We start from the raw sequence: 17,641 nt of genomic DNA on the forward strand, positions 1-17,641 counted from the left end.
GATTGGGGAGATTTCAGGATTTAGGTTTGCGAATGTTCAGTTTTTGCATTCGAGAACGCAAGGTGCTGGGATTGAGGTCTAAAATGGCTGCTGCGCCTTGCTCGCCTTCGATCACCCAGCGCGTTCTCTCCAGCACTTTGAGGAGATAAGATCGCTCCATATTCTCGAATGAACCCAATGGTTCAGGTGTGTTTTTTGTTTCCTGATCTTCCAGACGAAGTTCCAGCGCATTATCAATTTCCAGCAAGGGACCACGGGCAAGGATGGCCGCGCGCTCGATCACGTTTTGCAGTTCCCGGATATTGCCTGGCCAGGAATAACGCAGCAGTCGCTCACAGGCCCGAGGCGATAAATCGCGGATCGATTTGTTCATTTTCCGGGCGAACTTATCCAGAAAAAAACGGGCTATTGTCTTGCTAATAGTTATCCCCACAAAAATCATGCTGGAGCTTTTTCAGGATTAGCGTATTGAGTATCAGGGAGCCTAAAAAATGATTTGACCCTTTCCTGAAATTCTTTTAGCTTTTCCAAAGCAGAATAAACGCGCGCTCTGAAATCAGCCCGGTTTTTAATTGGCTCCTTTTCCAGATGATCATTTTTGATCTCATTCCAAACCTGTTCATCCGGATTTAACTCTGGCGAGTGGGGGGGAAGAAAGAACAAGCGGATTTGTTTTCGATGCGTCTCAAGAAAGGCTTTGACTTCTTTCGAGGTATGATAAGACGCATTGTCCGTGATGACAATTAATGGGCGCTCTCGACCCTCTAATGCCTTCTCTAAAAAGGCAATGAAAACCCCACTCACTCATTTTTGAGTGGTCACTTCAAATATTAACTCGCCCGTCGCCGTAACCATCGATAAAATGTGAAACCCACCCCGGTCATCACTCACTTTAATTTCAGGCGGATGACCGACTAAGCCCCACGTCCGTCCAGAACGCGTATGGCCTTGAACCCATGACTCATCCTGAAACGCAATATCCGCTCCAAGTTCTTGAGCCCGCTTCTGAATCTCTTTAAATTCTTCATTAATAAACTTTTTAACTTCCTCCTGATCCTGGTTTAAGGCATGATAACAAGGTTTTTGACAACTCAGTCCTAATTGATGTAAATGCAGACGAACCGTGGCATCCGATACCCATAAACCAAAGTACTCTTTCAATAAATTAACCATGATCTCTAAAGTCCATAAAACCGTATCATAGCCATGATCCGCCGGCGTCGTATTGAGTATCGTTTCTTTTAACCATCGATCAATAGCCGGAGTCATCACACACGTGGCGCCGAGCGCTTTCCGGGTATCCAGGGCTTCTTCTCCTTCATAACGATAGTTGCGAAGCCAATCATAAATACTCGTTCGGTCGATACCCAAAAAATCAGCAACAAGCTCCGGACCATAATGCTTCTCTTCGACCGCGCGAACCGCAATACGCCGGATGTAATTCATCACTTCATCCGGTATTTTACGTGCATCAAACATCCATTCCGCGTTCATTGCCGCACCTCCTCTATAAATTTAGAGTCTCTAAAGAGGTCTTCTATAGTTATTAGACAATTTGATTAACGCTCAGTTCGTTGATAATGTAGGGATAATCGTTGGCAAGCCTATAACAAGGGAATATCGGTCGGACGTTCGCACAAAGACGGTAACCGAATGGGAAACACGTTCAGCCGGTAATACAAATCGGCGCGAAACCCACCTTCCTTGATCATTTTGGCCAAATCGCAATTGGTGGCGGCGACCAGCCGCACGTTGACTTTCAAAGTCTGCGCGCCGCCGACGCGCTCGAATTCCTGATCCTGCAATACTCGCAACAATTTGGCTTGCGCGCTGGCGGTCAGCTCGCCGACTTCGTCCAGGAACAACGTGCCGCCGTCAGCCAGCTCGAAACGGCCCTTGCGTTGAGTGGTCGCGCCGGTGAACGCGCCCTTCTCGTGACCGAACAATTCGCTTTCCACCAACTCACCTGGCAGCGCAGCGCAATTGACGTTGATGAATAATTTATCGCGCCGGTCACTCGAATCGTGAATCGCCCGCGCAATCACGCTCTTGCCTGTGCCGGTCTCGCCAGTCAGCAATACGGTCGAATCGGTGCCGGCGACCTGCTCAGCATAGGCGAAGACCTCGCGCATGGCCGGCGAATCGCCGACGATGTGGTCGGGGGCCTGTCGGGTTTTGATTTCTTCTTGTAGATAGAGGTTTTCCAGTTGTAACTGCTTGACGGTTTCCTCAGATCGCCAACGCTCGGTTACATCCCGCAAAATCACGGTAAAAAACCGTCGGCCTTCGATTTCCAAGGGTGAAATCGTGGCTTCTACGGGAAATTCCTCGCTGTCCTGGCGGCGAGCGGTCAAACCCTCTGGCGCCCACAGGTGTTGGGAAGTCACCGTAGCCGGTTGAACGGCCAGGCAATAGCCTTTGAGCAAATTGCTGAAGCGCTTGGAGAGGAACGACTCAAACGGCTGGCCGATGGCCTGTACCGTCTGGCAGCGAAACGCTTTTTCGGCAGCGAGATTGAAGAGCGTGATGCGTTGTTCGACGTCGATGGTGATGATGGCGTCCATAGCGCTGGCCAGCACGCTGGCCAACCGCTCCTCGCTTTTGCGCAGCGCCTGTTCAGCGCGCTTGCGCTCCAACTCGACTCGGGCACGGGTGGCGAAAATTCGGAGCAACGCCATACCCCGAAATTCCTTGACCAGCGGCTGATCGTGAAACACAGCCAAATGACCCATCATGACATTGCCTGACTCGGAGACCAGGGGCACGCCGAAGTAGCTTTCGATCCTCAAATTCACCAGTCCATTATCGCGGGGAAACATCTCGTAGATTTTAGAGGTGTAATAAACTGTTTCACCTCGGATCACCACCTCACACGGACTGCCATCCAAATCGAATTCGAAGTTGTCGACGAACGTGCCGTTGAACCAATACGCCAGCGTGCGCACCCGTACCTTATTTTCCAGCAATTCGCACACGAAAGCGTAGCGAACGTTCAGGGCCTGAGCCAATTCCCGCACGAGCGCGCGGAAAAACTCGGCGCCGGTAGCGGTCGCGGTGCCTTCAACGATGGCGCGCAAGGCCAAGTCCATGGGGTCTTGCGCGTCGGTTTGCACAGGGCCCCCTGCATCCAAAGCATCGGCTTGCTCGCCGGCGGTCGGTACTGCCGCTGCCGCTCCGTTCATGCCCATTTCCTCGTCCGGTTATCTTGGAAACTGATTAAATGTAGCGCATTTTTCATTGATTGTGCTGCAGGGCGGCGCTAACAAATGGGCTATAGTGTTTCAGTTACCATAGTCCTTTGCGGACATACAGCTTGCTCAGCAATGTCACTTGCAAGAGGATGGCTTTCAGGAGCGCGGACTGCATCCGCTCAATGTCCTGCGACGCCACGCCGCAACCGGCCAGTAAGGCGCACGCGGCGGCGACCAGCGGGAAAGACAGGGCGACGAGATAGCGGAAGCCCGGCCATTCCGCCGATATCGCCTGCGCCAGCCGTTCCGGTGGAAAACCGGAATACCGCGTATATAACCGCTCCAGCCAAGACGGCTCGCGCGGAGCAAGGCAGGTTTCGCTTAACCACTGCTGGAACAGGCGGCGAACGGTCGCGGAACCGTCCACCGATTCTCCCAAGCTCTCTCGACAAACCGTGGCCAACGCGCCCGCCAGCGCCGGATAAGCGGCCACCATGCCGAGCACCATATCTAGGTAATCGTCGGTCTGCCCCTTCAACAGCCGCCACAACTTTCTCAAGGCACGCTCGTCATCTGAGGAAAACAGGCCGATTCGCCACAGCAAGTCGACCTCCTCGCTAGCCGGAAAACCGGATGAAACGGTCATGGTCATTGCGTCCTCGCCGATGAGGGGAGCTAAGTCGTTCATGGGAAATTGGCGACTCCTGGATCTGCAACGTATAGTCAAACAGTTTTTTATTAGTTAATATATAATGAAGAAATTAGCTCAATAAGGAGTATTGCAATGTCCAAGCCGTATAGTGAAGATTTAAGAACAAGAGTGATACAGAGTTACTTGAATGGTCTGTCGAAAATGGATATCGTTACGCTTTTCAAAATAGGGATGGATACTTTGAATCGTTGGATTCGTCAGTATTTGCAAACGGGGGATATTAAACCAAAAAAAAGGACTCAGTTTCGTGCAAGAAAATTCAGTGACTCTGATTTAACGGATTACATTAGAAACAATCCTTCGGTGACCCTCAAACAAATTGCAGAACATTTTTCGGTTAAACCCTCATCGGTTCAAGCAAGATTGAAAGCACTCAATATTACATATAAAAAAACAATTTCTCTACGAAGAAAGGGATGAACAACAAAGAATGGAGTTTATTCAACAATTAGCGGCGAATGCATCCCGGGGAGATGATGCACAACAAATTGTTTATGTAGATGAATCTGGATTTCATAATAATGTAAGAAATGAATTTGGCTGGAGTCCAAGAGGCGAAATTATTTTTGGTGAAAGGAAAAGCAGACCCACTGAAAAACTAAATTTATTGGGTGGACTACTCAACAATGAAATCATTGCGCCACTTGCCTATCTATCTTATACAGATACGGAGATATTTAATACTTGGCTTGAGAAATGCTTAATCCCTGAACTTCCAAAAAATTGTATTATCGTGATGGATAATGCTCGTTTTCACAAATCGGAAGAAACACGAGAAATCATTGAAGACAATGGCCACCAATTGTTGTTTTTGCCTCCTTATTCACCGGATTTAAATCCTATCGAAAACTACTGGGCTATTCTTAAGGGAAAGTTGAGGAAAATTGTTACAAATTTTCAAAATCTTTTTGATGCGTTAGTTGCGGTTTTCCAAACTATCTAAAAACTGTTTTACTATAGCGACAGTTTAGCGGCGCACCAGACGGCTGATCAGATGATCCAGAGACAGCTTACCGGGACCGTGGCACAGCGTGATCAACAGCAACAATCCCCAAACCTGATGATCTTTCAAGCCCGCTTCCATCAGTTCCGGGTAGGAAACGACGGCCACAATGTTAAACACGAACAGAGCGAACGCGGCGTAGCGGGTGCCAAGTCCCAATAACAGAAAGACCGGCAACAGCAATTCCGCCGCTGTCCCCAGATACGCCGCTAGCGCCGGCGGCAGCAACGGCACCTGGTATTCGTATTCGAACAACGTAAACGTACTCTCCGCTGGGAACACGCTCAACGGATAGTGGAAAGTGTGCCCAAACAGTGTGAAACTGCCGGTGATGGTCTTGGTCAGCCCCGAACTGAAGAAAGCGGCGGCGACCCAGTAGCGGGCGAACAAATCGGCGACGGGCGTCAACCCATCCGCCGCCTTGTGGAACAGCGCGTCGGCTTTCTCGAGGGCGGGAGTGAGTTTCGCCCAGAACGAGCGCTGGAGCGGAGGGTTGAGCAGATCGGTAGCGGTCATCATGAGGTTCTCCTCGGGTGGTTGAAATCAGTTAGTTGATCAAGAATCAGGCAGGTAAAAGGCGGTCAGGACGCCTTGGGAAACATACCGGTGAAAGCAGGCCGGCAAATCGAGCGTTGGCTGCGCAGTCATCGCCCGCTCACAGGCCGTGGCGAAGTCGCAAGCTCCGGCCAGGGCCTGCAACAGATGAAACGCCCCCTCTTCCAGGGGTTGAAATTCGATCTCCAGATTCTCGCGGCGGATGACCAGCAACTTGACGCCGCCCTCGCGCAAATCCACCGTTGCATCGCTACCCTCATCGTCCTGGTTGACCTGCCAGATCCGTAGGATCGGAAAGGCTGATTCCAGCAGGCGCGCGGCGGGATGGAGCTCGAAACGCAATTCTCCTTGCCGTTCGACGGGCGCTTGCGCCAGCGCCGCCACATCCAATGATGAATGACCGGCGGCGTGAAAAACCTGGTGATAAGCCCATTCCAAGCGGACGACATCGGGCAGGTAAACCAGCTCGGCCGCCGGCGCGAACGCCTGGAGAAACAGCGGGAAATGCTCGCCGAATTCGTGTAAATCGCCCGAACGGGAGGGATGGCACGCGATGTACTGCGCTGCTGCGTAGCGAAAGAATCCCTCCCCCACCAGGCGGCGCACCACGGGATAAACCGCTTCGAGCGCGCCGGTCAGGCTGAGCAAGGTATTGTTGCGGTAGACGTGCAGACGACGAGCGCCGCTTAGCCCCGCTGCCTGGACATGGCGGGCGAAATCGCCCTCGACGCTGTCCAGCACTGCGGCGGCAAAACCGAGTTGTAGTTCATGCAGCCCAAGCATGGCGTTCCTCCAGAATAGCGTCGGCCCGGTGCGCCTCGTCCACCAACACCGCCAGTTCGGGCAGGTCGGTATCCCATTCGATCAGGGTCGGCATACGACCGAAGCGTTGCACGGCCTGGCGGTAAAGCGCCCAGACGGCTGGCCAAACCGGGCGGTTGTGGGTGTCGATCAACAGTTCGCCGTCGTCGAAGCGGTTCACCGTAAACCCGGCCAGATGAATTTCCTGGACGACGTGACGCGGAATTGCACGCAGATAGGCGCTGGCGTCGAAACCGTGATTGCGGGCGCTGACGTAAACATTGTTCACATCCAGCAACACACCGCAGCCGGTGCGGCGGGTCAATTCGACCAGAAACTCCTGTTCGGGAAGGGCTGATTCCACATATTGCAAATAGCTGGACGGGTTCTCGATCAGGATTGACCGACCGAGAACGTCTTGTACCTGGGCTACCCGCGCGACCATGTGATAAAGCGCTTCTTCGGTATAGGGCAGCGGCAGCAGGTCGTTGAAGTAGCGCCCACCGACTGAACTCCAGGACAAATGTTCGGAAACCAGCGCAGGCTCAAATCGCTTGATCAAGCCCTTGAGCTTCGCCAGATGCTGGCGATCCAGCGGATCGGTCGAGCCGATCGACAGGCCGACGCCGTGCAAGCTCAGCGGATAATGGGCGCGGATGCGTTCCAGATAATCCAGAGGTCTGCCGCCCGCGCCGAAGTAGTTTTCGCTGTGGACCTCCAGCCAGCCGACCGGCGGCCGCGTCTTCAGAACCGCGTCGTAGTGTTCGGCCCGCAGGCCGATTCCGGCGCGCGCTGGAATCGAACTGGGACCAAGCCTGGAGAGAACCGGCTTGGTGGTCATTGGAATCGCCTTAAGCCTTCGGTTGCAGGCTGCCGCCGACGATCTTTTCGCAGGCGCCCTTGGGAACGTAAATCCAGGAATCGCCCTGACCGTCTTTGCTGGCCTGACCGGCGCAGGCATGGGCATTGGTCTGGCAGTCATTCTTGCCGGCCTTGACGATGCCGTAACACTTCTCGGCGTTCTTTTCTTCGGCAGCGACGGCTTGGCCAACGGTGGCAACCAGACCGAGAGCGAAAACGCTGGCAAGGGCGGAATTGACGAGGGTTTTGCTATTCATGATACAAAGCTCCTTACAGGGTTATGAAGAATTAGCAAGAGCAGGGATGCGCCACTTACTGGATGCCCCTGACTTGTTTTGGGATGACCATCAGTGGTGGCGACCCGCCCGAAAGTTATTTCAAGCCCCGTGCCAGACTCGGAAATTAATTAAAATTTATTATAATTCAAAATATTATTTTATTGGCAACGATTAGATCGAAGTGGTTAAGCTTTCATGCAACCACGTTATTTCGCGGTTGCCACGACATGGCGCGGCGACAACGGGCATGGACGTGATGGTTCAATTTCGGCAAGCTACGTGGCCTCCGTTCCTCCCTTGAGAATCCGTATGATCGACTTCAAAGGCCATTGTTTCGAACAAGACATTATCCTGACCGGTGTCCGTTGGTATTTGGCGTACCCGTTGGGCAATCGGAACCTGGAAGAGATGCGGGCCGAGCGGGGCGTTGAAGTGAATCATTCCAGCGTTTATCGCTGGGTTCAGAAGTTCACACCGCAACTTGAGGCGGCTTTCCGCAAGGGGCATAAGCGCCCGGTGGGCAACCGCTGGCGGATGGACGAGATGTACATCAAGATTGGGGGCCAGTGGAAATACCTTTGCCGCACCGTCGACCAAGACGGACAGACCATCGACTTCCTGCTCACGGCCCACCGTGACCAGAAGGCTGCCCGGCGCTTCTTCAAGAAAGCCATTCGGCAACACGGTCGGTTCTGTTGCGTTAGCTGATAGGGTCGGATTTCGGTAAGCTACACGGCCCCTGTCCTGACTTGAGAACCCGCATGATCGATTTTAGAGGCCACCGCTTTGAACGAGACATCATCCTAACGAGTGTCCGTTGGTACCTCGCCTATCCGTTGAGCTATCGGAACCTGGAAGAGATGCTGGCGGAGCGGGGTGTCGACGTGGATCATTCCAGCGTCTACCGCTGGGTCCAGAAGTTTACGCCGCAGTTGGAAGCGGCTTTCCGCAAAGGACAAAAGCGCCCGGTGGGCACAAGTTGGCGGATGGATGAGACCTACATTAAGGTCAAAGGCCAGTGGAAGTACCTCTACCGCGCGGTTGATCGAGACGGCCAGACGATCGACTTCCTGTTCACGGCGCATCGCGATAAGAAAGCCGCCCTGCGCTTTCTCAAAAAGGCGATACGGCAGCACGGTCTTCCGGACAAAGTCACGATCGATAAGAGTGGCGCTAACACCGCTGCCCTGGATGCACTCCAGGAGGAGACGGGCGCCGCCATTGAGATTCGCCAAAACAAGTACTTAAATAATTTAGTGGAACAAGATCATCGCGCCGTTAAACGGATCGTCCGCCCCATGCTGGGGTTCAAAGGCTTTCATTCTGCTCGGACCACCCTGCGGGGCATCGAACTCCTGCACATGATCAAGAAGGGCCAAATGATCATGGCCGAAGGGACGAATCTCTCCGCCGCAGGACAATTTTATTCACTGGCTGCCTAATAACCTGCAAGGGTTACCCAATCGTGCTCGAAAAAAATTAACGCAACAGAACCAACGAGTGTCCGTTGGTACCTCGCCTATCCGTTGAGCTATCGGAACCTGGAAGAGATGCTGGCGGAGCGGGGTGTCGACGTGGATCATTCCAGCGTCTACCGCTGGGTCCAGAAGTTTACGCCGCAGTTGGAAGCGGCTTTCCGCAAAGGACAAAAGCGCCCGGTGGGCACAAGTTGGCGGATGGATGAGACCTACATTAAGGTCAAAGGCCAGTGGAAGTACCTCTACCGCGCGGTTGATCGAGACGGCCAGACGATCGACTTCCTGTTCACGGCGCATCGCGATAAGAAAGCCGCCCTGCGCTTTCTCAAAAAGGCGATACGGCAGCACGGTCTTCCGGACAAAGTCACGATCGATAAGAGTGGCGCTAACACCGCTGCCCTGGATGCACTCCAGGAGGAGACGGGCGCCGCCATTGAGATTCGCCAAAACAAGTACTTAAATAATTTAGTGGAACAAGATCATCGCGCCGTTAAACGGATCGTCCGCCCCATGCTGGGGTTCAAAGGCTTTCATTCTGCTCGGACCACCCTGCGGGGCATCGAACTCCTGCACATGATCAAGAAGGGCCAAATGATCATGGCCGAAGGGACGAATCTCTCCGCCGCAGGACAATTTTATTCACTGGCTGCCTAATAACCTGCAAGGGTTACCCAATCGTGCTCGAAAAAAATTAACGCAACAGAACCGTTTTGTTTGCGGGCTGCTACAGGTAGCGGTAGCCGGCATAGAGATTCTTGGTGTCGTCCATGGCCGGGAAGCCTACCGGTTCGGCTGGTAATACTCAAGTTGACAATACCCCGCCGATGGCGCGCCTTCAATTCAAACGCTTCAAATAGTCTTTCAGCTGCTGTAACTCGTCCGGTCCCAGGCCGCGCAGGCGTTCTTCCGGCCCCAAGCCGCGCAGGCGTTCTTCCGGCCCCAAGCCACGCAGACGCTCGTCGGGGTCCAGTTCCGCCAGAAACGCTTGCCGTTCGACCGGCGTCATGCCGTGCAGGATCTGCTGGTGCGTTTCGCGAATAAAGTCTTCCATCGTGTAAGCCATGCTCGGTTCCTCCAAAACGTAAACGAGATACAATTGCTGCAAGAGTTCCCGTGCGCCGGTATGCCGCCACGGATAATGCTGCGCGCCATGCCGAATCCGATCCTGCTGGACGCTGAACAGTTCCCAGGCGGCGTTGCGCGGGTGACGGTCAATGGCGCTGAGGACGATCAAGCGCACCGGGTGTGTGCCCCAGAGGACGTCGAACACTCCGGGCCATGCGGTGGGGATCAGCGGGACCTGCGCCGCCAATCCCTGCGGAAACCGGGTGGCGACCGCGTAGAGTTGGAAGTCGGCTTCTGGCGGCAACGGCGCGCCCCGGCTCAAGAGTTTCCGGTAGTTCACGTAATGCCCGATCAATTCGTCCAGCGCCCAGGCGTCCAATGCCTCGTGCTGAGATTTATAGGTCAGCAAGTTATGGACGCGCAAGCCCTCCAAACCATCGGGCAGTTCCCAGTCAGGGCGTGATAACGTTGGTTCCCCAGCGGCCTGTTCGATGATCACCACGTCCAGCAGTTGGCTTTGCAACGCCAGTTCCTTTTCCAGTTCCACCCGCCAAGGGGTCGCGCGGAACACGTCGGTCAGGGTAATGCCGAACAGGCGATGCCATTGGCGAATGCGGTCGGATGTCATGGCATGGCCTCGGTCTTGACGGTTTGCGCGGCCAGGGTCGCTCGTTCCGGGTCGGCCCTTTCGGCCGTAACCCGGTCAGCGGCCGGGGAGAAGCGGATGGGAACGTGCGCGTTGTGCATGAAAACAGGGTACCGCTTCAGGCCGTTTTGGCCAATCCCCTGGGGTCGAGACCGGTCTGTGAGAGGATCATTCGATCTTCTCACGAGTTTGTGTCCAGGCCCGCGCGTTAACAAGGGCGCTGTGCCCGCCCCGTCGATTGCCGAAAACGCCACATGATTTTCCCGGCGTCCTTCCTGGAGGCCAGGAACGTCCCGCGTCTCCGGTGGAGGCGGGCGCGTATTCCACAGTCATCCCGGCATCGGCCCAGGCATCCGTCAACCCGCGCGCGTTGCTCTGGAACGACCGGACGCTACACTCCTTATACCAATTACCGTTAGGTTTAACTCGAAAAATGGATGAATCGCCAAGCTCATCCAGGGAAAAAAAGATTCAGAATCTATCGAAATTTCCTTTCATAGTATGGATAGCGGTACTGCTCTTCGGGGGCCTGGGCGGGCTGCAGCGACAGGCCTTCTGTGCGTCCGGAGCCCCGATCGCCGAGGTGCTCGCGCTACCCAATGCGAGCCTGCTCGTGGAGGAGGACGGGCATGTGCGCATCTCCCGGCATGCGGACCGGCCGATGGTGCCCGCCTCGACGATGAAGATTCTCACCGCCCTGGCCTCTATCCAGCGCTGGGGAATGGGACACCGGTTCCATACCGACTTTCATGTGGCCGGTGACGGGGTTCTGTTGCGTTAATTTTTTTCGAGCACGATTGGGTAACCCTTGCAGGTTATTAGGCAGCCAGTGAATAAAATTGTCCTGCGGCGGAGAGATTCGTCCCTTCGGCCATGATCATTTGGCCCTTCTTGATCATGTGCAGGAGTTCGATGCCCCGCAGGGTGGTCCGAGCAGAATGAAAGCCTTTGAACCCCAGCATGGGGCGGACGATCCGTTTAACGGCGCGATGATCTTGTTCCACTAAATTATTTAAGTACTTGTTTTGGCGAATCTCAATGGCGGCGCCCGTCTCCTCCTGGAGTGCATCCAGGGCAGCGGTGTTAGCGCCACTCTTATCGATCGTGACTTTGTCCGGAAGACCGTGCTGCCGTATCGCCTTTTTGAGAAAGCGCAGGGCGGCTTTCTTATCGCGATGCGCCGTGAACAGGAAGTCGATCGTCTGGCCGTCTCGATCAACCGCGCGGTAGAGGTACTTCCACTGGCCTTTGACCTTAATGTAGGTCTCATCCATCCGCCAACTTGTGCCCACCGGGCGCTTTTGTCCTTTGCGGAAAGCCGCTTCCAACTGCGGCGTAAACTTCTGGACCCAGCGGTAGACGCTGGAATGATCCACGTCGACACCCCGCTCCGCCAGCATCTCTTCCAGGTTCCGATAGCTCAACGGATAGGCGAGGTACCAACGGACACTCGTTAGGATGATGTCTCGTTCAAAGCGGTGGCCTCTAAAATCGATCATGCGGGTTCTCAAGTCAGGACAGGGGCCGTGTAGCTTACCGAAATCCGACCCTATCAGCTAACGCAACAGAACCTTCCGCCAGGGTCTCAATCTGGGCGTCATAATGAGCAACCCGTTCATCCAAGTGACGGAGTTCGTCAGCCAACTCGCGTAGCTCAGCCCGGAAGCGCTCGCTGAGGCCGTTCTCTGGATCCTCAAGAATCTCCGGCAGGCGCTGGTTCACCGCCACACGCCCCTGCGGGATTTCAATGCCGTATTCCAACAAAAAACCGCGAATCTGATTGACCTGGGCGGTGCGGCGTTCCACCCCCAAACTGCGCATCCGGTGAATCGCCTGGATATCTTGCTGTTCCACGCTCTTGATCGCCACCAACCGCATCCTGGGCCGCTGGGCCGCTTCGCAAATCGCCTCGGCATCGACGGCGTCGTTTTTATTGGATTTCACAAAGGGCTTCACGAACTGGGGCGCGATCAACCGTACCTCATGGCCGTCCTCCCGGAACTGCCGCGCCCAATAGTGCGCACTGCCACAGGCTTCCATGGCCACCGTACAGGCGGGCAGATTCGCCATGAATTCACTCAGACGTACCCGGTTGAAGGTCCTGCGGATCACCCGTTGACCGTTCTCGTCCACGCCGTAAACGTGAAAACTCCGCTTGGCCAGATCAATGCCGACAACCTTAATGACGCGCTCATTGGTATACTCTTTCATGGGTCCGCTCCGTTATCTCGGTTAATATGATGTGAGTCAGCATTCACTATCTTGCCCGCTTTGGGCTCGTTGGAGGAGCGGGGCGGACCATTCCATTAGCCTCTGAGCGAGGGCCTTCCGGGTCAACTGAACGAGTCAGCACGGATCGCTCTGGAAAAACGATCGTTTTCCTGGACTTCTGGCGACGACTCTATTCGTACCGATGGCCTTGTACTTTGGGATGACTTTGCTCGTCGAGTACCCGAAATTGTCATGGGAATGAAAATTGGCGGGTCTCGGATCTGTCCCGGAATGCTGCAGCCTTGTTTGCAGATAATCTGGGTCAGCCCGGATGTTTGCAGGCTATTGTCAGATAATGTGGGCTGTTAGCAAAGTAATGTGGGTTTAAGGCCCCAGATATTGTCAATTAATCTGGGCTGAAAAACGGGATGTTTGCAGGCTGAGCCACCGATGTTTGCAGGTCGCTACAGCTACCTGGCCATTGGCACCGGGGACACCGAGTTGTACATCTTCGCCGGGATGCTGGCGGCGGTGGTGATCAGCGTTCGAGTGTTTCTGTTCAAAGGCGCGGGGAAGGCGAATTGACGGTCGATCCAGCCAGGCGTTCGTTGCTAAACAATCAAATTGCATCTACGATTTGACCATGATGACCTGGGATGAAGCGAAGCGCCAAGAAAACCTCCGCAAGCATGGGATCGACTTTGCGGGGTGCGATGCGGTGTTCGATCATCCGGTCGTGGCGTGGGAAGATGACCGGGAAGGCTATGGCGAGCAGCGGATCAACGTCTTGGGCTTTCTGAACGGTGACCTGGTACATCTGACCTATACCGAGCGTGGCGATGACCTCCACGCCATTTCGTTGCGAAGGGCGGAGAAACATGAAATCAGACGTTATCGAGCGGCGCTTTCCAAAGACCGATGAAGAATGGGAGGCGTTGATCGCGGACGCGCCGGGCGAAGAACGTCCGCTGGATCCTGACGCGGAACGGGCCTTTCTGGAAAAGGCGGTCGTAGTGCGCGAAGGCGGCCCCGGTGCCGTGCGTGCGGCGCTGACCGGTCGGCGGATGCGCGGGCCGCAGAAGACGCCAACCAAGGAGCAAGTGGCGATCCGGCTTTCGCCGGAAGTGCTGGCGTATTTCCGCGCGACCGGCCAAGGCTGGCAGACGCGAATGGACGCGGCGCTCAAGGAATGGATCGCGCAACATTCCGGGTAACATTCGGAGTCTCTGCAAGGAGTTGACACGATGACCGTCGATACCCTGACCACCCTGGAAATCCCGCAAGGCATTGGGGTCTGAGTAGCAACCGGACGGAAAGTCGGCATAAGACCCCGATAGCTGTCTCATGAAGGGTCATTTCGGCCATAAGTACATCAAAACGCCCTGTCGCAGAATCTGTCGCAAAAGTTTTGACTTTCGCGACTGACTTTTACGACACGAAAGTTAGTGAGATTTGACCCTGAGTTGGCCTGTCGCAAAAGTTAGAATTTTTGCAACTGATTGCTTTTTAGCAGGTTTAGTTACCTGCTTGGGATAATGCCGACTTTCCGTCCGGTTGCTACTCAAACCCCATAGCAGGTAGCGGTAGCGTTGCATTGTGGTTTGAATCCTCGTGATGTCATGGATGGTTTTCAATTCCACAACAAGGCGTTGTGATTCATGATGAATATCGAGGCGGGCTTTGAGCGGCAATAGTCCGCGTTCCCGTTCCTGAATGAGGGTCTGCTCCTTCTTTCCGCCAGTCAGTAATAACCGGGCTTCCGGGTCGGCTTTGAGTGCCGCGACAATCGCTTGAGCGCGTTCAAAATCATCAGAGGTGATGATGATCTTGCCGGTCGCCGCCAGTGCGGCATAGCGGGCTTTCTCGGTTTGGGTGCGGCGGTTGCCGGTGTCGATCACGAATTCATTGCCGAATTGCAGCGGAGTCAACGCCAGACAATGAGCCAGCGTCCCAAACTGCATGGCGGCGCTGGCCTTCGGTTCGGGCCGGTGCGGGTCCAGGTGCTTGCGATAGCAAGTCGCCGGGCTGTCCAGCAGGTCTTTGAGCCAATGCGAGCTGATATATGCCCGGCGCTTCTTCAAGAAAGCGATTCGACAGCAGGGTCTCCCGGAGAAGGTCACCATCGACAAAAGTGGGGCCAACACAGCGGCCCTTGACGCGCTCAAGGAAGAAACCGGTACCGAGATCGAGGTGCGTCAGATCAAGTACCTCAATAACCCAGTGGAGCAGGACCACCGGGCCGTGAAAAGAATCGTCCGCCCCATGCTGGGGTTCAAATGCTTCCCTTCTGCCCGGACCACCCTGCGGGGCATCGAACTCATGCACATGATCAAGAACTCATCAGTCATAAGTTCTCTCCCTGAAAAGCCTTGACGGCCGCTCCTCAAGAGCAGCATGAATTCCCCTCAGCGGTCCGCGCCTGAACAACCCGGTCGCCCGAGGAGAATCCATGCTGATTTATGTATACCATGCTTGAGAAAGTTTTCGCAGCGCCTTTGCGCGGCAGCGCAGTTGGCTGCTGTTCTGCGCGGTGGTGTTGAGCTTTCTCGCCGCCCCGGAAATGATCGGGGTGACGTCAATGTGCCGGTTCTGGCAGGGGAATGAAGCGGTCTATCACCGGTTTCTGCATTTCTGTCGCTCCAAAGCTTATGATCTAGAGACCCTGTTGGCGACGTGGCAGGGTTATGTGTGGCGTCAGGCCGTCGCCGTCCAGGTGGCCGGGCGGGCTGTCTTGTTGGGTGATCATACGCTGGTGGTCAAGGATGGGGGCGTATGCCAGGCGTCGTGTCGTTACATGACGCTTCAGAAACCCAGCACAAGCCATCGTACTTCCGCGGGCACTGCTGGGGCGCGATCGGGGTGGTGGTTGGCGCACTCGATGCTTGTTTTTGTTTGCCTTTAGCCCTGCGCATGCATCAAGGCTTTTGCCATTTAGGTCAGGTGGAACCGACTTCACCCCAAAGGGGCGCGGACCCGAGCCTGCCCGAGCGGGTGGTGCAGATGGCCCTGACGTTGACCATCGATCAGGATGGCCCCGCATTTTTAGTCTTGGATGCCTTTTTCTCGATCGCGGGGGTCTTTCGCTTGGGGCACTGGGCTCAAACCACTGTAAGCCACTTTTCCGGATAAAGGCGAAAAGGGAAGAGAGACATTGACCCGCTGTTGTTTGGGCATCAAGCGGCCTTTTGCATCATCAGGATTTCTTCAAGGCGCAAAGGGGCTGCCATGATGCCGAGCCGCACGGCCGGTACCTCCCCGGTGGTCCAGTGTGGACGGACGAAGTTGTGTTGCAACAGATGCACGTCCAGGGTGCGTTGCAAGGCAGTGGTGTTCTTGGCATAGGTGTTGGTTCTACGCCGAAAGGCGCTGTTGCGCCGGCGTAAGGCCGTGTTGTGCGCTTCCAGAGGGTTCGCGTGGATGGCTGCCTCGGGAACATCGCGTGGGGTGTCGGGATGCTCGGGTTGAGGTGCTTGATATTTCGGGCGCTTGGGACCCCGCCGATGCTGTTGGCTACCCTTGTTCTTGAGGCGCACGCGGCAACCGTTCGGCAACGTCTTGCGGGGACGGCCCCGCTTTCCGGTCCGTACCGTCTGGGCACAGAGTTCGAACAAGGTGTTCCCATAACGGCGCTCCCCATCCGACAGAAAGGTCAGATCCTGGGTGCGCCGCACGTAGGCGGTGACCGATTGCATGACCTTTTTAAACAGCATGGCGTCTTTGTGGCCGCACGACTGATCCACCAGAAACCGGCTGGCTCGTTCCAGAATGATGGCCGTCCAGCCGGTCGAGTCGGCTGGGAGAACCCGTTGGCCGACCACCGTGTAAAGCTCATCCCCTTCAAACGTCAATTGGATGAAGGTATGACACAACCCGTAGAGCATCAACGTGGGTTTCATCCCGGCAAAACGGCCTTCCCATTCGGCGATCGTATTCTTGTGGGTACCCAGAATCCGGGCCGTCGCTCGCAGCCCCAGCCCTTCGCCGCGCAATCGCAGCGCCGCCGCGACCTTGCTGATCGGCGTCTTGATGCCCTGCATCGGGGTGCCGGTCGTCTCGGAGAAAACTTCCCCACAGGTCGTGCAGGCGCGGAGGCTTCGGGTCCCGTTGTGAATGGTCTCGTAGTGACCGTGGCCCGTGGTGTCAGCGGAACCGCAGGTCGGGCAAACCAGTGTCATCGTCGTTTTCATCGACGCAGTAAAACTCGATAAATGATCAAATACAAGGGTAAATCAATGGTTCAAGCCCAGTGCCACCTTCAGTCAGGGGCGGTCTTATTCGACGATTAGACCGAGAACTTACGACTGAGGAGTCAAGAAGGGCCAGATGAAATGGGATTTCCCGGTCGCCGTCGAGCAAAGTAGCGTCGGCCTTGGAAAACACCAGCCAGCGACCGAGCGGCGGATCGACCGGTGCGATCAACAAACCGTGATAGCGGCGGGTCAGCGTTCCCGCGACCGTACCGGCGGCATAGGCGCCCAGGCCGTTGCCTAGCCACCATTCGCGCCGCTCGGCTTGGCCGAGATCGCCGCAAATCGCCCATCCAAAGCAGATGAAGTTGGGAAGTTCGGCGCTCATGCTGGCGGCCTCCGCTGTTGCAGTCGCTCCGCCACCCGCAACGCCCAGGCATAGATCGTCAACGACGGGTTGACCCGGCTGGAGCGCGGCAAGACGCTGCCGTCCACCACGTACAGATTGTCCAGACCATGCACCTTGCCATCGGCGTCCACGACAGACGTGTGGGGATCGTTGCCCGCAACCAGCGTCCCGCAGGGTTCTGTTGCGTTAGCTGATAGGGTCGGATTTCGGTAAGCTACACGGCCCCTGTCCTGACTTGAGAACC

General features: G+C 55.4%; 23 protein-coding genes and 4 pseudogenes. 11 read left to right on the forward strand and 16 right to left on the reverse strand.

Annotated elements, in window-relative coordinates; genetic code table 11:
* Positions 1-13 precede the first annotated feature (13 nt).
* From H6973_18950 to H6973_18970, 5 genes are all read right to left on the reverse strand, one after another.
* Positions 14-373: a hypothetical protein gene (locus H6973_18950; protein ID MCP5127620.1), complete on the reverse strand. Its 360-nt coding sequence runs from the start codon at positions 371-373 to the stop codon at positions 14-16.
* 65 nt (positions 374-438) lie between these two features.
* Complete coding sequence (locus H6973_18955) at positions 439-804, reverse strand: transposase (protein MCP5127621.1); 366 nt, start codon at positions 802-804, stop codon at positions 439-441.
* Entirely contained in the window at positions 805-1,494 is a 690-nt protein-coding gene (locus tag H6973_18960; protein MCP5127622.1) for an IS630 family transposase, read from the reverse strand.
* A gap of 110 nt (positions 1,495-1,604) precedes the next feature.
* Positions 1,605-3,182, reverse strand: coding sequence for a sigma 54-interacting transcriptional regulator (locus tag H6973_18965; GenBank protein MCP5127623.1), 1,578 nt, complete (start codon positions 3,180-3,182; stop codon positions 1,605-1,607).
* Between the two features lie 103 nt (positions 3,183-3,285).
* A complete protein-coding gene (locus tag H6973_18970) occupies positions 3,286-3,879 on the reverse strand; it encodes a hypothetical protein (protein ID MCP5127624.1) in 594 nt (197 codons plus the stop codon).
* 96 nt (positions 3,880-3,975) lie between these two features.
* Between H6973_18970 and H6973_18975 the strand changes: the two genes are divergently transcribed.
* Together H6973_18975 and H6973_18980 are read left to right on the forward strand one after the other, a co-directional pair.
* On the forward strand, positions 3,976-4,323 hold the full coding sequence (locus tag H6973_18975) for a transposase (GenBank protein MCP5127625.1): 348 nt from the start codon (positions 3,976-3,978) through the stop codon (positions 4,321-4,323).
* A gap of 10 nt (positions 4,324-4,333) precedes the next feature.
* Complete coding sequence (locus H6973_18980; protein ID MCP5127626.1) at positions 4,334-4,846, forward strand: IS630 family transposase; 513 nt, start codon at positions 4,334-4,336, stop codon at positions 4,844-4,846.
* Positions 4,847-4,870: 24 nt separating this feature from the next.
* Here H6973_18980 and H6973_18985 read toward each other — a convergent pair whose 3' ends face one another.
* From H6973_18985 to H6973_19000, 4 genes are read right to left on the reverse strand one after another with little or no spacing between them, the layout of a single operon-like run.
* On the reverse strand, positions 4,871-5,422 hold the full coding sequence (locus H6973_18985; protein ID MCP5127627.1) for a DoxX family protein: 552 nt from the start codon (positions 5,420-5,422) through the stop codon (positions 4,871-4,873).
* Between the two features lie 39 nt (positions 5,423-5,461).
* Entirely contained in the window at positions 5,462-6,244 is a 783-nt protein-coding gene (locus tag H6973_18990) for a putative DNA-binding domain-containing protein (protein MCP5127628.1), read from the reverse strand.
* Positions 6,228-7,103 (reverse strand): DUF692 domain-containing protein, encoded by an 876-nt coding sequence (locus H6973_18995; GenBank protein MCP5127629.1) that lies wholly within the window; start codon positions 7,101-7,103, stop codon positions 6,228-6,230. Before H6973_18995 ends, H6973_18990 begins: the two co-directional genes overlap by 17 nt.
* A gap of 10 nt (positions 7,104-7,113) precedes the next feature.
* Positions 7,114-7,380 carry a DUF2282 domain-containing protein gene (locus H6973_19000; GenBank protein MCP5127630.1) on the reverse strand — a complete coding sequence of 89 codons (267 nt, stop codon included), beginning with the start codon at positions 7,378-7,380 and terminating at the stop codon, positions 7,114-7,116.
* Positions 7,381-7,710: 330 nt separating this feature from the next.
* Between H6973_19000 and H6973_19005 the strand changes: the two are divergent.
* From H6973_19005 to H6973_19015, 3 genes and pseudogenes are all read left to right on the forward strand, one after another.
* Positions 7,711-8,088, forward strand: a pseudogene (locus H6973_19005) (IS6 family transposase).
* Positions 8,089-8,162: 74 nt separating this feature from the next.
* A complete protein-coding gene (locus H6973_19010; GenBank protein MCP5127631.1) occupies positions 8,163-8,843 on the forward strand; it encodes an IS6 family transposase in 681 nt (226 codons plus the stop codon).
* 36 nt (positions 8,844-8,879) lie between these two features.
* The gene (locus H6973_19015) at positions 8,880-9,533 is read left to right on the forward strand and encodes an IS6 family transposase (protein MCP5127632.1); all 654 of its coding nucleotides are present in this window, start codon (positions 8,880-8,882) and stop codon (positions 9,531-9,533) included.
* 181 nt (positions 9,534-9,714) lie between these two features.
* On the opposite strand, the gene H6973_19020 is transcribed toward H6973_19015, so the two are convergent.
* A complete protein-coding gene (locus tag H6973_19020; protein MCP5127633.1) occupies positions 9,715-10,572 on the reverse strand; it encodes a hypothetical protein in 858 nt (285 codons plus the stop codon).
* Positions 10,573-11,023: 451 nt separating this feature from the next.
* Here H6973_19020 and H6973_19025 point away from each other — a divergent pair, with 451 nt between their 5' ends.
* The gene (locus H6973_19025) at positions 11,024-11,371 is read left to right on the forward strand and encodes a D-alanyl-D-alanine carboxypeptidase (GenBank protein MCP5127634.1); all 348 of its coding nucleotides are present in this window, start codon (positions 11,024-11,026) and stop codon (positions 11,369-11,371) included.
* 37 nt (positions 11,372-11,408) lie between these two features.
* Here H6973_19025 and H6973_19030 read toward each other — a convergent pair whose 3' ends face one another.
* Positions 11,409-12,089: an IS6 family transposase gene (locus H6973_19030; protein ID MCP5127635.1), complete on the reverse strand. Its 681-nt coding sequence runs from the start codon at positions 12,087-12,089 to the stop codon at positions 11,409-11,411.
* 34 nt (positions 12,090-12,123) lie between these two features.
* Positions 12,124-12,801 carry an IS110 family transposase gene (locus H6973_19035; protein ID MCP5127636.1) on the reverse strand — a complete coding sequence of 226 codons (678 nt, stop codon included), beginning with the start codon at positions 12,799-12,801 and terminating at the stop codon, positions 12,124-12,126.
* A 471-nt stretch (positions 12,802-13,272) separates the two neighbouring features.
* Here H6973_19035 and H6973_19040 point away from each other — a divergent pair.
* From H6973_19040 to H6973_19050, 3 genes and pseudogenes are all read left to right on the forward strand, one after another.
* Positions 13,273-13,386: pseudogene (locus tag H6973_19040) on the forward strand (ATP-binding protein).
* 58 nt (positions 13,387-13,444) lie between these two features.
* Positions 13,445-13,723: a BrnT family toxin gene (locus tag H6973_19045; protein ID MCP5127637.1), complete on the forward strand. Its 279-nt coding sequence runs from the start codon at positions 13,445-13,447 to the stop codon at positions 13,721-13,723.
* A complete protein-coding gene (locus H6973_19050; GenBank protein ID MCP5127638.1) occupies positions 13,680-14,015 on the forward strand; it encodes a BrnA antitoxin family protein in 336 nt (111 codons plus the stop codon). Before H6973_19045 ends, H6973_19050 begins: the two co-directional genes overlap by 44 nt.
* A gap of 228 nt (positions 14,016-14,243) precedes the next feature.
* Here the strand turns inward: H6973_19050 and H6973_19055 are convergent, their stop codons facing one another.
* On the reverse strand, positions 14,244-14,882 hold the full coding sequence (locus H6973_19055; GenBank protein ID MCP5127639.1) for a PD-(D/E)XK nuclease-like domain-containing protein: 639 nt from the start codon (positions 14,880-14,882) through the stop codon (positions 14,244-14,246).
* On the opposite strand from H6973_19055, the pseudogene H6973_19060 reads away from it, so the two are divergent.
* Both H6973_19060 and H6973_19065 read left to right on the forward strand, forming a co-directional pair.
* Positions 14,866-15,174, forward strand: a pseudogene (locus tag H6973_19060) (IS6 family transposase). The gene H6973_19055 and the pseudogene H6973_19060 overlap by 17 nt on opposite strands.
* A gap of 160 nt (positions 15,175-15,334) precedes the next feature.
* A complete protein-coding gene (locus tag H6973_19065; protein ID MCP5127640.1) occupies positions 15,335-15,703 on the forward strand; it encodes a hypothetical protein in 369 nt (122 codons plus the stop codon).
* Positions 15,704-15,974: 271 nt separating this feature from the next.
* Here the strand turns inward: H6973_19065 and H6973_19070 are convergent, their stop codons facing one another.
* From H6973_19070 to H6973_19080, 3 genes and pseudogenes are all read right to left on the reverse strand, one after another.
* Positions 15,975-16,976 carry an IS1 family transposase gene (locus H6973_19070; GenBank protein ID MCP5127641.1) on the reverse strand — a complete coding sequence of 334 codons (1,002 nt, stop codon included), beginning with the start codon at positions 16,974-16,976 and terminating at the stop codon, positions 15,975-15,977.
* A gap of 154 nt (positions 16,977-17,130) precedes the next feature.
* A pseudogene (locus H6973_19075) lies at positions 17,131-17,376 on the reverse strand (glycogen debranching enzyme N-terminal domain-containing protein).
* Positions 17,373-17,561, reverse strand: a complete 189-nt coding sequence (locus H6973_19080) for a hypothetical protein (GenBank protein MCP5127642.1) — start codon at positions 17,559-17,561, stop codon at positions 17,373-17,375. Before H6973_19080 ends, H6973_19075 begins: the two are co-directional and overlap by 4 nt.
* Positions 17,562-17,641 lie beyond the last annotated feature (80 nt).

The sequence above is a fragment of the Gammaproteobacteria bacterium genome (assembly GCA_024235095.1).
In the GTDB taxonomy this organism is placed as follows: domain Bacteria; phylum Pseudomonadota; class Gammaproteobacteria; order Competibacterales; family Competibacteraceae; genus UBA2383.

What these genes read in the sequence shown, in the direction of transcription:
- H6973_18950 (MCP5127620.1), bottom strand. Translation starts at nt 373, where the DNA reads ATGAACAAATCGATCCGCGATTTATCGCCTCGGGCCTGTGAGCGACTG.
- H6973_18960 (MCP5127622.1), bottom strand. Translation starts at nt 1,494, where the DNA reads ATGAACGCGGAATGGATGTTTGATGCACGTAAAATACCGGATGAAGTG.
- H6973_18965 (MCP5127623.1), bottom strand. Translation starts at nt 3,182, where the DNA reads ATGAACGGAGCGGCAGCGGCAGTACCGACCGCCGGCGAGCAAGCCGAT.
- H6973_18970 (MCP5127624.1), bottom strand. Translation starts at nt 3,879, where the DNA reads ATGAACGACTTAGCTCCCCTCATCGGCGAGGACGCAATGACCATGACC.
- H6973_18975 (MCP5127625.1), top strand. Translation starts at nt 3,976, where the DNA reads ATGTCCAAGCCGTATAGTGAAGATTTAAGAACAAGAGTGATACAGAGT.
- H6973_18980 (MCP5127626.1), top strand. Translation starts at nt 4,334, where the DNA reads ATGGAGTTTATTCAACAATTAGCGGCGAATGCATCCCGGGGAGATGAT.
- H6973_18985 (MCP5127627.1), bottom strand. Translation starts at nt 5,422, where the DNA reads ATGACCGCTACCGATCTGCTCAACCCTCCGCTCCAGCGCTCGTTCTGG.
- H6973_18990 (MCP5127628.1), bottom strand. Translation starts at nt 6,244, where the DNA reads ATGCTTGGGCTGCATGAACTACAACTCGGTTTTGCCGCCGCAGTGCTG.
- H6973_18995 (MCP5127629.1), bottom strand. Translation starts at nt 7,103, where the DNA reads ATGACCACCAAGCCGGTTCTCTCCAGGCTTGGTCCCAGTTCGATTCCA.
- H6973_19000 (MCP5127630.1), bottom strand. Translation starts at nt 7,380, where the DNA reads ATGAATAGCAAAACCCTCGTCAATTCCGCCCTTGCCAGCGTTTTCGCT.
- H6973_19010 (MCP5127631.1), top strand. Translation starts at nt 8,163, where the DNA reads ATGATCGATTTTAGAGGCCACCGCTTTGAACGAGACATCATCCTAACG.
- H6973_19020 (MCP5127633.1), bottom strand. Translation starts at nt 10,572, where the DNA reads ATGACATCCGACCGCATTCGCCAATGGCATCGCCTGTTCGGCATTACC.
- H6973_19025 (MCP5127634.1), top strand. Translation starts at nt 11,024, where the DNA reads ATGGATGAATCGCCAAGCTCATCCAGGGAAAAAAAGATTCAGAATCTA.
- H6973_19030 (MCP5127635.1), bottom strand. Translation starts at nt 12,089, where the DNA reads ATGATCGATTTTAGAGGCCACCGCTTTGAACGAGACATCATCCTAACG.
- H6973_19035 (MCP5127636.1), bottom strand. Translation starts at nt 12,801, where the DNA reads ATGAAAGAGTATACCAATGAGCGCGTCATTAAGGTTGTCGGCATTGAT.
- H6973_19045 (MCP5127637.1), top strand. Translation starts at nt 13,445, where the DNA reads ATGATGACCTGGGATGAAGCGAAGCGCCAAGAAAACCTCCGCAAGCAT.
- H6973_19050 (MCP5127638.1), top strand. Translation starts at nt 13,680, where the DNA reads ATGAAATCAGACGTTATCGAGCGGCGCTTTCCAAAGACCGATGAAGAA.
- H6973_19070 (MCP5127641.1), bottom strand. Translation starts at nt 16,976, where the DNA reads ATGACACTGGTTTGCCCGACCTGCGGTTCCGCTGACACCACGGGCCAC.